We start from the raw sequence: 11,622 nt of genomic DNA on the forward strand, positions 1-11,622 counted from the left end.
GTCGCTCACCCCGGAGCGGCTGGGCCTCCGGTTCGCGGACGGGGGCTCGCTCGACTTCCTGTCGGCGGGCCGCCAGGACCGCTCGTACTCGGCGACCGTGTCGTCGTTCGAGTGGGACAACTTCTACGAGCGACTGGGTGGCGGGCTCTTCCTGGACGCTCTCCGCGACAGCATGAAAGCGTCGTACGACTATGTGCTCATCGACAGCCGGACCGGGTTGTCGGACAACGCCGACATCTGCACGATCCAGATGCCGGACGTCCTCGTGGACTGCTTCACCCTCAGCGACCAGTCGCTGGACGGTGCCGCCTCCGTGGCCCGCGATGTCCAGGACGGCTACCGCAAACGCCGTATCCGGGTGCTGCCCGTGCCGATGCGCATCGACGAGGGCGAGAAGGAGAAGGTCGACGCGGGGCGGGCGCTGGCCCGGCTGAAGTTCGAGGGGCTGCCCAAGGCGCTCGACGAGGGCGACCTGAGCCCGGAGGAGATGACGGCCTACTGGGGGAACGTCGAGATCCCCTACCGCCCCTACTACGCCTACGAGGAGACCCTGGCCACGGTCGGGGACGAGAGCGGCATCGCCAACTCCCTGCTGTCGGCGTTCGAACGGCTCACCGCGGTCATCTCGGAGGGCACGGTCACCTCGCTGCCACCGGTCCCCGAGCCGGTCCGGCTGCGCTGCCGGGACGCGTTCCTGCGGCGCCGGCCGCTCGCCACCACGGCGGACATCGTCGTCGCGTACGCCGGTGAGAACCGGATGTGGGCGGACTGGATCGAGGCGATGCTGAAACGCGCCGGCTGCAATGTGATGCCCCACGACATCTCCACCGGCCCGGTCTCCCGTCCCGACGACTCGACCCGCACCCTGGTGCTGCTGTCGAACGCCTTCCAGAAGTCCCGGTACGCGGATGCCGTCTGGCGCGCGCTGACCGACACCGACACGGACACCCCGCACGGCGCGATGGTGCCGCTGCGGGTCGACGAGGTCCGGCTGCCCATGGCGTACCTGGACCACAACCCGGTCGACCTGCACCGCCTCGACGAGGCGCAGAGCATCCTCACGCTGCTCAGCGCCGTCGATCTGCCGGGCCGGCCCGTCGGCACCGGGACCGGGGGCCCGCGCTTCCCCGGCACGACCCCGGCGATCTGGAACGCGCCGCAGCGCAACAACACCTTCACCGGCCGCAACGTCATCCTCGACATAGTCCGCGACCAGCTCGGCAGCGGTACCACCGCCGTGGTGCCGCAGCCGCTCGCGCTGTTCGGGCTCGGCGGGGTCGGCAAGACCCAGGTCGCCACCGAGTACGTGCACCGGTTCATGGCCGACTACGACCTCGTGTGGTGGACCTCCGCCGAACACGAGGACGACATCGTCGCCTCCCTCGCCGAACTCGGCGCCCGTATCGGGGCGCCCGGCGGCGAGGACATGACGCTGGCCGGCCAGGAAGCCGTACAGATGCTGGCCCGGGGCATGCCGACGAAACGGTGGATCCTCGTGTTCGACAACGTCGAGGACCCGGTGACGCTGGCCCGCTATGTCCCGCAGGGCGGCGGCGGGCATGTGCTGGTCACCTCCCGCAACCAGGCCTGGGCGCGGCAGGGGGCGTCCATGCCGATCGATGTGTTCCTGCGCGACGAGAGCGTCGAGCACCTCACCCGGCGGGCCTCGGGGCTCAGTACCGGGGAGGCCGACCAGGTGGCGCAGGCGGTGGGCGACCTGCCGCTCGCGGTCGAGCAGACGGCGGCCTGGCTCGCCGAGACGGCCACCCCGATCGACGAGTACCTGCGCCAGCTCGCCGACCAGACCACCGACGTACTGGACCTCAACTCGCCCGCCGACTACCCCCACTCGGTGGCCGCGACCTGGAACATCTCCATCGCCCGGCTGAAGGAACGATCCCCCGCGTCGGTACGGCTGCTCCAGCTCTGCGCCTTCCTCGCCGCCGAGCCGATCTCCTCGCACCTGCTCTACAGCAAGGAGATGATCGACGCCCTGAAGCCGTACGACGCCTCGCTCCAGGAGAGTCTGCTGCTCGGGCGGGTCATCCGGGAGATCGGCCGGTTCGCGCTCGCCAAGGTCGACCAGGTCAGCAACAGCATCCAGGTGCACCGGCTGGTGCAGGCGGTGATCCGCGCCCAGCTCACCGAGGAGGAGCAGCGGGAGGCCCGGCACGTCGTCCACACGGTGCTGGCCGGGAGCCGCCCGGACGGCGACGAGCCGATCGACGACCCGGAGACCTGGCCGCGCTTCGCCGTGATCTGGCCGCACCTCACCGCTTCCGACGCCCGCAACTGCGTCGATTCCGGGACCCGCCGTCTGCTCATCGACCGTGTCCGCTACCTCTGGAAGCGCGGCGACTTCCCCGGCGCCCAGCGGCGCGCGGAGGAACTCCTCGACCACTGGAAGGAGCTGCTCGGCGAGAACGACGTCCAGTACCTCTATCTGCGCTGCCAACTGGCCAGCGTGCTGCGCTCCCAGGGGCGTTATGTGGAGGCCCGTGACATCGACACCGAGCTGCTGGGACGCCAGCGCCTGGTCCTCGGTACGTCCCATCCGCACACGTACGTCACCACGTCCAACCTCTCCAGCGACCTCGCCTCCCTCGGTGACTACCGGTCGGCGGTGGATCTCGCCCGGGAGGCGCACGAGGGGTTCAGCCAGATCTTCCACGAGTCGCACCGCCGTACCCTGAGCGCCGCCAACAATCTGGCGCTCGCGCTGCGCATGGTCGGCCGCTACAGCGACGCCCGGGTCATCGACCAGGACACCCTGGACCGCCGGATGGAGGTCCTCGGCCCCGACCATCCCTACACCCTGGCCTCCGCCGAGCAGCTCGGCCGCGACCTGCGCGAGGTCGGCCGCTACTCGGAGTCGGTCGCCCTGCTGTCCCGTACGTACGACTCGCACAAACGTCTCCTCGGCAAGGAGTTCCCGGGCACCCTGCGCTGCGCCAAGTCGCTGGCCGTCTCGCTGCGCCGGGCCGGCCAGTTCGAGGACGCCCGGCGGCTCACCACGGCGACCCGGGGCCAGTACCGCGCCCAGTACTCGAAGCCGACCCCGGACTCGCTGGCCTGCGACCTCAACCTGGCCGCCGACCTGTTCGCGGCCGACGAGCGCGAGGAGGCCCGCGAGGTGGCCCGGGACGCCCTGGGCGAGTACATGAAGGTGCCGGGCGAGGCGCATCCGTACACCCAGGCGGCGCTGAACAACCTCGGCATCTTCCACTGGGGCTGCGGCGACGTGGCGCTCGCGCAGGAGGTGTTCCACCGGGTGCTGCCGCGGATGGCGGACGTGCTCGGCGAGCAGCATCCGCACACCGTCTTCTGTGGCGTCAACTACGCCAACGTCCTCGCGGACCTGGGGCGGTGGGAGGAGGCGCGCGCCCTGGAGGAGAACGCGGTCACTGTCCTGCGCACGATCCTGGGGCAGCACCATCCGGAGACCCTGGGCATCGTCACCAACTTCGCCCTCACCCTCACGGCCCTGGGCCGCAAGGACGAGGCCCGGCGACTGCGCGACGAGGCCCTCAAGGAACTGCGGATGCTCCTGGGCGAGGACAACGGCATCACGCAGGTGGCGTCGGACGAGCGGCGGATATACCGGGACCTGGAGCCACTGTCGGTCTGACGGTACGTCAGGAGGCAGCGGTAAATGGGCGGTTGAGAGGCCGGGTTGAGAGGCCGGGTGTACAGCCCGGTGTCCTTCAGGCCAGTCTGTCGCCGAGCAGCCAGCCGATCACCCGGGGCAGTGCGCGCACCGCCGCGAAGTGGGTCGCCGTCGGTTCGGCGACCGTCCTGACCCGTGGGATACGGGCGGCGAGCCAGGACGCGTGGGCGGGCGGTGAGAAGACGTCCCGCCCGCCGTGCCAGAGCAGGACGGGCACCCGGATGTCGGCGGGGTCGAACCCCCAGGGGCCGGTCAGCGCGAGGACGTCGTCGATCCAGCCGTACGGTGAAGTACGCACCGCCTCGCGGAAGTTGCGCAGCAGCATCGAGCGCATCGCGGTGTCCGAGACGATCGAGCGGTCGTCGTCGGTGAGATCGCCGCGCAGGTCCTCCAGCAGCTTCCCCGGATCGCTGCGGATCGCCGCCGAGCGTGGGATCAGACGGGCCGCGAACCGTTCCGGGTCGGTGGACGCCGTACGGAACTCCTTGACGTTGGAAGGGGCCATGCCCGCGAACCAGTCCAGCCCCTCCGCGTCCCTCGGGGCGAGCCCGACCAGCGCGGCGGCCCGGGTCACCCGGTCCGGCAGCAGGGCGGCGCAGGCCAGGGCGTGCGGGGCGCCGCCGGATCGTCCGGCCACGGCGAACCGGTCAAGACCGAGGGCGTCGGCGACGGCGGCCACATCGCCCACGGCGTCGGCGACACGGCGGCCGGGGCAGCGGTCGGAGCCGCCGTACCCGGGGCGGTCGTAGCTGATCAGGCGGGCGCCGCTCTGGTAGAGGAACATCGGGCGGGGCCGGGGGCCGACCCGGCTGCCTGGCATGCCGTGCAGCAGGAACACGGGGTGACCGCGCGGGTCTCCCGAGACCTCGACCCGTAATCGCCGCCCGTCCGGGGTCCGCACATGGTCAGACACCACCGCCGCGTCACCCTCCCCCCTACGATGCCCGTTCCCTGCCCGAATGAACGGGGGGCGAAACGGGCGGTTTCCCCACCGGGGCGCGGGAAGACGGGCAGTAGCGGCGAAACGGTCGGCGAGGGGAAGATCCTTCGGACCCTTCCCTGACCGGCGCCCTGACCGGCGCCTTACTTCCACCTGGCAGACTGTCCGCATCCGGAGAAGGAGCAACCGCATGTCGATGGTCGGCAGCCTGCGCAAAGTGGCCCGCCTGGCTCGGCGTGGGCGGCGGCGCGTGGACCTCAGTCACCCCGCCCGCTCACCGCTCGGCTCGACCGTCGTCAACTGCGTGATCTACCGCGAGGGAGTACGCCAGCCCACCGCCCCGACCGTCGAGGAGTCCGTCGCCCGCGTCCGCAAGCAGAACCGCGGCTTCGTCTGGCTCGGACTCCACGAACCCTCCGAGGCGGAGTTCGCCCGCGTCGCCGAACTGTTCGGGCTGCACCCGCTCGCCGTCGAGGACGCCGTCCAGGCCCATCAGCGCCCCAAGGTGGAGCGGTACGGCGATGTCCTGTTCGCCGTGTTCAAGACGGTCTGCTACGTCGAGCACGAGGAGCTCACCGCGACCAGCGAGGTCGTCACCACCGGCGAGATCATGGTCTTCGCCGGCCCCGACTTCGTCGTCACCGTCCGGCACGGCCGCCATGGCTCCCTCGGTCCCCTGCGCGAGGACCTGGAGTCCGCCCCGGAGCAGCTCGGCAGGGGCCCGGCAGCGGTGCTGCACGCCATCGCCGACCATGTCGTCGACGACTATCTGCACGTCACGGACGCCGTCCAGGACGACATCGACCAGGTCGAGTCGGACGTCTTCTCCCCGCAGAGCCCGCGCACCGCCGACGCCGGCCGTATCTACCAGCTCAAGCGTGAGCTCCTGGAACTGAAGCGGGCGGTGGTCCCGCTCGGGCGCCCCCTCCAACAGCTCGCCACCGAGCCGATGCCGTTCATCGAACCGTCGATACAGGCCTACTTCCGGGACGTCGCCGACCACCTCATCCGCGCCACGGAACAGATCCACGCCTTCGACGCCCTGCTCGACTCGATCCTCCAGGCCCATCTGGCGCAGGTCACCGTCGGCCAGAACGAGGACATGCGGAAGATCACCGCATGGGCCGCGATCGTCGCCGTACCGACGATGGTCTGCGGGATCTACGGCATGAACTTCGAGCACATGCCCGAACTGCACTGGCGTTACGGCTACCCGCTCGTCCTCGGCGTCATCGGCACCGCCTGCTTCTTCCTCCACCGCGGTTTCAAGCGCAACGGCTGGCTGTGAACGCGGCCCACTGCCCGCCCGTACCTTCTGTCGAGTCGTACGTCCGCCGTACCGCCCGACCTGGAGCAGCGCAGTGTCCCAGCAGCAAACCCAGCGATCCGCGTCCCGCAGAGGCCTCGCGTTCGCCGCGCTTGTGACGGCCGTCGTCCTTCCCCTCGCCACGGCCTGTTCGGCGGACTCGGACTCGGCCCCGGACAAGGACAGCGGGAAGCCGCCCGCTCCCGTGGCGGCCATGGTCGCGCCGGCCAAGGTCGAGGTGATCGCCAAGCTGACGGGCTGCGAGGTGTCGATCCGCACCAACGCGGACGAACTCCGTGAGGGTGTCTGCCACACCGCCAAGGGCGACTACCTGATCACGACGTTCCCGGCGGAGAAGTACAAGCTGACCTGGCTGGACAGCGCGGCCATCTACGGCGGCAAGTACCTCGTCGGCAACAGGTGGGTCATCACCGCGCCCCCGAAGCTCCAGGAACTGCTGCGCAAGAAGGTCGGCGGCACCTTCGTGGACCTGAGCGACCACGACGCCCAGAACTAGGGCTCAGAACCAGGGCCCGCCGCCCGCCGTCACGTTCCTTTCGGCGCCGGATCCGGCTGGTAGGCGCTAATGACGTACGACCGCTCGTCGTCGGCCGTGTTCTTCTCCGGGTCCAGGGTGATCCGTACGGGGTGGCCGTCCGGCGCGTACTCCGCCTCCGCCGTGTCCGCGCCCTCGTCGCGGGCCCGCGCCAGCTCGTCCAGCAGTCCGCCGATGGTGGGCACCTCCCCGGGCGCGCGTCGCACGGCGGCCCGCGCGCTCTCGTCGAGCCCGACCGCCTTGGCGACCCTCCCGTCCCGGACCGTCACCCGGAACGTGCCGATCAGACTGCGCTCCCCCTCGCTCGACGTCAGCGTGTACACGTACGAGGCGGGCTCCGCCCAGGACTCCGCGAACGACGAGAACGAGGACGTGGGGGAGGGCGAGGGCGCCGACGGGTCCGCCCCCGGCACCGAGGCCTCGGAGTCCCCGCCGCAGCCGGCGACCGCGCCCATCAACCCCGCGACCAGTACGACGCACGACAGCGACCGGACCGAGGCCATGATGATCCCCCTGAGAACACTGAACCTGAGAACAATGAACGAGTACCGGCTACCGGCTTCCGGACGCGGATGCCGCTAACCGCTACGACGTTGTCGCGCCGGGAAACGTTCATCCGGGGACCGGAGAGTCTCGGACGAGGTCTCGGACGAGGTCTCGGACGAGGTCCCGGGCGAGGTCCCGGGCGAGGTCCCGGGCGGGGTCTCAGGCCGCCTGTTCCCGCCCGTCGGCCGCCGGGTCCGCCGCCACCCCGGCGACCTGCGCGAGGAACGCGTCCACGAGGTCGTACGCCCGCTGCCGTGACTCCTCGTGCCGGGCGCGGGTCTCGGTGAGCAGCAGGTCCGGGTCCTCGCCGTGGGCCCGCGCCTCGCGTCGGCCGCCCCCGTCCAGCCACTGGAGCAGGGTCGCCTCGTCGAGCTCGGGGTGGAACTGCACCCCGAGCGCCCGTCCGGCCCGGAACGCCTGCGGACCGACCTCGCTGCGGGCCAGCTCCAGCGCGCCCGGCGGGACCGTGAACCGGTCGAAGTGCCACTGGAACCAGGGGCCCGCCGGAATCAGCGCGGGCACGTCCGACTCGACGGGCGTCCAGCCGATCTCGTGCCGGGGCGCCGCCCCGACGCTCCCCCCGAGGGCGGTGGCGAGCGCCTGCGCCCCGAAGCAGATGCCGAGCACGGGCAGGTCGGCGGCGTACGCGGTGCGCAGGAGCTCCAGTTCGCCGTCGATCCAGGGCGCGACCGAGGCCCTGTCGTAGACCGACCAGGGCGCGCCGAGCACCACGATCAGGTCGTAGCCGGCCGGGTCGGGGAAGTCGAACCGCACACCGGGGCTTTCGTACCGCTCTGCCGGTACGACGGTCAACTCATCGATCTCGTAGCCGAGTTGGCTTATCCGGTCGCCGACGGGACCGGCCGGCGAGAGATGGTCGTGATGTATGACGAGGGCGCGCACGGGTTCTCCACTTCTGAACGACGTCAACGGCATCAATGGCATCAACGGCATGAGCGACAGGAGGATCAGTTCTTGGCGCGTCGGCCGCTGCGGCGCGGAGCCGGCTCGGCGCCGTCGAGCAGCTCCAGCCGGCGGTCCTCCCCGTGGGTCTCGACCTGTACGACGATCCTGCGCAGCGCGTCCGCGGTGGCCCGGCACTCCTCGGCGCTCAGCGGGGCGGCGACGAACGCCTCCTCGGCGTTGAAGTCGGGGAACAGCGTCCGCATCAGCGTCTCGCCCTCGTCGGTGAGCGCGAGGAGCACCCGGCGCCCGTCAGAAGGGTGCTCGGTGCGCCGGACCAGGCCGCGCGACTCCAGTGTCCGGGCGACCCCGGTGAGCGTCCCCTTGGAGATCCCGGCCTCCTCGGCGACGAGCCGTGTCTCGGTCTCCCCGGAGATCCAGACGACCCACAGCACGACGAATCCGGTCCAGGTCAGGTCCACGCCACGCAGCACGGAGTTCTCGACGTGCTGGCGTACGGCGGAGGCGGCCCGGTGGATATTGGCGACGACGGCCATCTGGTCGTGCCGGATCGGGATCTCCCCGAGCTTGGCCTTGACCAACTGCTCGGTCTCGACGATCGGTCGCTGCGTCACCGGCGATCCCCCTCCACCACTCGTCCACCACTCGATGTCGTTCGGTACCAAATTGTACGGAGGGTGCGGCAGAGGCCCTTCAGGGGCGCGGGTCAGACAGCGGCCGGCCGGGTGTCCCGGGTCCCGGCGGCGGCCGGGCAGCCGCAGGACGCCCGGACGACCAGGCGGGACGGGAAGCGGCGGGTGCGGTCCGTCCCGGCGTGCGTCAGCGCGTCGAGTTCCGGGTCGAGGGCCATGTCCACCGCCCTGCGGGCCATCGCCTCGCGGTCGGAGGCGACCGTCGTCAGCGGCGGGTCGGTCATCGCCGCCTCCTTGACGTCGTCGAAGCCCGCCACCGCCAGCTCGGCCGGTACGTCGACGCCCAGTTCGCGGGCGGCCCGCAGCAGGCCGATGGCCTGGTCGTCCGTCGAGCAGAACACGGCTGTCGGGCGGCCGGGGGCGGCCAGCAGGCGCAGCGCGACCCGGTAGGTGCCGTAGCGGTTGTAGGGGGCGCGGAAGAGGAGCCCCTCGGTGGGGAGGCCGGCGTCCGCCATCTCCTTGCGCCAGCCCTCGACGTGGTCGGCGACGGGATCCCCGGCCGGGGGAGCCTCCTGGGGGCCGCCCAGGCAGGCCACCGCGGTGTGACCGTGCCGCAGGAGATGCCGGGTCGCGAGCCGGGCACCCTCGACGTCGTCGGTGACCACCGCGAACTTTCGTACGGAAGCGGACCGTTCGTGCATCAGCACGACCCGGGTGTCCATGGTGTCCAGCTCGGCGGCGATCCGGTCGCCGAGCCCCAGACTGACCAGGATCAGCGCCGACACCCGCATCCCCAAAAAGGCGTGCAGGTAATAGATTTCGCGCTCCTCCTGGTAATCGGAGTTGCCGACGAGCACCATTTTTCCCCGGTCGGCGGCGGCGCGTTCCAACGCGTGGGTGATTTCCCCGAAAAATGGCTGGCGGGCGTCCGGAACGATCAGCCCCAGCAGATCCGTACGGCGACTGGCCATGGCCTGGGCCACCCGGTCGGGCCGGTAGCCGAGCGCCCTTACCGCTTCGAGAACGCGTCGGCGTTTCTCCGCGGAGACGGGCCGTGGGCCATTGTTGACGACGTAGCTGACGACCGCGCTGGAAGTTCCGGCGAGCCTGGCGACGTCGTCCCGTGTCACCTTTGTCACCGGGTGAGTCTACGGGTGTCAAATAACCTGCGGGAAAGGAGCGTTACCTTTCGGCCAGGGCCCGAAACCGGCCCGAAACCGGGCCGAAAGGGGGTCGGAACGGGTTCGCGGGTGCCTCGTGCCGGGCATCGTGAGGACAGCACCGGGGGGTCGTCGACGGGCCGGGCGGAAGGCCGGTGGACGGCTTTTCCCCTGACGCCAGGGCCCCTAGCATTCACCTGCCCCACAGGCGGTCACACCCGTACCGCCGGGGGGAGCGTCTCCGGTCGTGCCGTACAGCGCGCGAGGCCGGAGCGAAGGGGGGACAAGGTCATGGGGACATCCTCGCGCACCCGTTCACGTCCGCTCAGGCTGCCCGAGGCGGTCCCGGGGATCGTGCTCGGCGCGGCCGGCCTGCTGGCCGTCGGAGTGCTGGCCGGTCTGGCGGTGGACGTCTCCGCGCTGGTGCGTTCCGACGGCTACGCGCTCGGGGCGGCACTGCTCCTCGCGGTCGGACTGTACGGGAGCACGTACTCGATCGATCTCCGGGCGCTGCGCGCCGATCTGCCCGGAGTGGTCGCCGCCGTCACCCTGGGGGTGGTCCTGAAGGCCGGGCTGATCGCCGGCACGATGGTGCTGGTGTTCCGCAAGCCGGAGTATCTGGTGCTCGGTATCGCCGTCGCCCAGATCGACCCGCTGTCGGTCGCCGCCCTCAACGACAAGGGCCGGATGTCACCACGCGCCCGGTCGCTGCTGACGGCGTGGGCCTCCTTCGACGACCCGATGACGGTCCTGCTGACCCTGTATCTGGCGGGGTACGCCTACACGGCCGCCGGGCACGAGGGCACCCCCCGGATCAGCCGGGGCGCGGGCGGCGACTACGCGACCGGGCTCCTCTTCAACGCCGTGCTCCTGGCCGCCGTGGCGCTGCTGTGGTGGGCGGGGCGGCGGGCGGTGTCACGGCTGCCGGACGTCCCGGCGGTCCGGCGCACCAAGGCGGGCGGGGCGGTACTGCTCGTCGCGGCGATGCTGGTGCTCGCGGCGGTGAACCAGCTCATGCTCGGGGTGGCGCTGGCCGGTCTCGTCCTGCGTGCCACGGTGCTCGACAAGGCGGTGGGGCGGGCGGTGGGCGGGGCGTTCCTCGCCGCGTTCCTGACGCTCGGGCTGCTGCTCGCGCACGGGGTGCGGCCGGTGCCGGGGATCGTGCTCGGGGTGGCGGCGTTCGCCGCGCAGGCGGTGGTGGCGCTGGGCGTACTGCCGTTGTTCGTACGGGGGTTGAAGCGCGGCGACCGGATCGCGCTCGGCCTCGGCCAGCAGAACGGCATCACCGCCGTACTGATCGCCCTGGCCCTGGAACGGGACTTCCCGGGCACCGCAGCGACCGTCGGCCCGGCCGTCATCACCGTCAACCTGCTGCACGGCACCTCGCAGTTCCTCCTGGCGCACCCGCCCCGCCGCCGGCGGGCACCCGCCGACCGGGAACCCTCCCCCGACGCCGAGCGTCACTCCCCGTACGACCGGCGAGCGGAGGACCAACGGCCGGTGGAGGACCAGCGGCCCCTGGAAGACAAGCGGCCAGTGGAGGACCAACGGCCGACGGATGGTGGACAGCCGATGGAGGACGAACAGTCGGTCGCCTGACGGGCGTACGGAGTACCGGCGGGCCGGAAATGTGGGACAGGCGGCGATCGCGGGGAATGCAAGACGTACCAGGACGTACGACGAGACGTACCAGGCGGGTGAAGTGCCGGAACCGGACGGGGGAGACGCTGATGAGGCAGCCGAGGAGATCAGGTGTGCGAGGGATGCCCTGCGACGGCGCCCGCCCGCTGCCCCGGGGCACCGGGATCACCGGAGGCAACAGGAGCACCGGGAGCAACAGAAGCACCGCCGCTCCCCCGGGCCCCCGGCCTCGCGCACCGCATGCCCGGCC

At 71.2% G+C, this 11,622-nt stretch carries 9 protein-coding genes; 4 read left to right on the forward strand and 5 right to left on the reverse strand.

Annotated elements, in window-relative coordinates:
- Positions 1-3,628: FxSxx-COOH system tetratricopeptide repeat protein (gene fxsT / locus AOK08_RS32275; protein ID WP_055532700.1), on the forward strand; the 3,628-nt coding region annotated here is incomplete at its 5' end.
- Positions 3,629-3,704: 76 nt separating this feature from the next.
- Here fxsT and AOK08_RS32280 read toward each other — a convergent pair.
- Positions 3,705-4,580, reverse strand: a complete 876-nt coding sequence (locus tag AOK08_RS32280; RefSeq protein WP_055532715.1) for an alpha/beta fold hydrolase — start codon at positions 4,578-4,580, stop codon at positions 3,705-3,707.
- Between the two features lie 217 nt (positions 4,581-4,797).
- Here AOK08_RS32280 and AOK08_RS32285 point away from each other — a divergent pair, with 217 nt between their 5' ends.
- Together AOK08_RS32285 and AOK08_RS32290 are read left to right on the forward strand one after the other, a co-directional pair.
- Complete coding sequence (locus tag AOK08_RS32285; protein ID WP_055532702.1) at positions 4,798-5,895, forward strand: magnesium and cobalt transport protein CorA; 1,098 nt, start codon at positions 4,798-4,800, stop codon at positions 5,893-5,895.
- 73 nt (positions 5,896-5,968) lie between these two features.
- A complete protein-coding gene (locus tag AOK08_RS32290; protein ID WP_055532704.1) occupies positions 5,969-6,430 on the forward strand; it encodes a hypothetical protein in 462 nt (153 codons plus the stop codon).
- Between the two features lie 29 nt (positions 6,431-6,459).
- Here the strand turns inward: AOK08_RS32290 and AOK08_RS32295 are convergent, their stop codons facing one another.
- The 4 genes from AOK08_RS32295 to AOK08_RS32310 all read right to left on the reverse strand — a co-directional run bounded on the left by AOK08_RS32295 (position 6,460) and on the right by AOK08_RS32310 (position 9,710).
- On the reverse strand, positions 6,460-6,972 hold the full coding sequence (locus AOK08_RS32295) for a DUF6174 domain-containing protein (RefSeq protein ID WP_055532706.1): 513 nt from the start codon (positions 6,970-6,972) through the stop codon (positions 6,460-6,462).
- Positions 6,973-7,174: 202 nt separating this feature from the next.
- Positions 7,175-7,918 (reverse strand): type 1 glutamine amidotransferase, encoded by a 744-nt coding sequence (locus tag AOK08_RS32300; protein ID WP_055532708.1) that lies wholly within the window; start codon positions 7,916-7,918, stop codon positions 7,175-7,177.
- Between the two features lie 65 nt (positions 7,919-7,983).
- The gene (locus AOK08_RS32305) at positions 7,984-8,553 is read right to left on the reverse strand and encodes a MarR family winged helix-turn-helix transcriptional regulator (RefSeq protein ID WP_055532709.1); all 570 of its coding nucleotides are present in this window, start codon (positions 8,551-8,553) and stop codon (positions 7,984-7,986) included.
- Between the two features lie 92 nt (positions 8,554-8,645).
- Positions 8,646-9,710: a LacI family DNA-binding transcriptional regulator gene (locus AOK08_RS32310; protein WP_055532711.1), complete on the reverse strand. Its 1,065-nt coding sequence runs from the start codon at positions 9,708-9,710 to the stop codon at positions 8,646-8,648.
- A 312-nt stretch (positions 9,711-10,022) separates the two neighbouring features.
- Between AOK08_RS32310 and AOK08_RS32315 the strand changes: the two genes are divergently transcribed.
- Positions 10,023-11,330 carry a cation:proton antiporter family protein gene (locus AOK08_RS32315; protein WP_055532713.1) on the forward strand — a complete coding sequence of 436 codons (1,308 nt, stop codon included), beginning with the start codon at positions 10,023-10,025 and terminating at the stop codon, positions 11,328-11,330.
- The last annotated feature ends 292 nt before the right edge of the window (positions 11,331-11,622 follow it).

The sequence above is a fragment of the Streptomyces graminilatus genome, from assembly GCF_001418565.1.
Taxonomy (GTDB): Bacteria; Actinomycetota; Actinomycetes; order Streptomycetales; family Streptomycetaceae; genus Streptomyces; species Streptomyces graminilatus.

What these genes read in the sequence shown, in the direction of transcription:
- AOK08_RS32315 (WP_055532713.1), top strand. Translation starts at nt 10,023, where the DNA reads ATGGGGACATCCTCGCGCACCCGTTCACGTCCGCTCAGGCTGCCCGAG.
- AOK08_RS32295 (WP_055532706.1), bottom strand. Translation starts at nt 6,972, where the DNA reads ATGGCCTCGGTCCGGTCGCTGTCGTGCGTCGTACTGGTCGCGGGGTTG.
- AOK08_RS32285 (WP_055532702.1), top strand. Translation starts at nt 4,798, where the DNA reads ATGTCGATGGTCGGCAGCCTGCGCAAAGTGGCCCGCCTGGCTCGGCGT.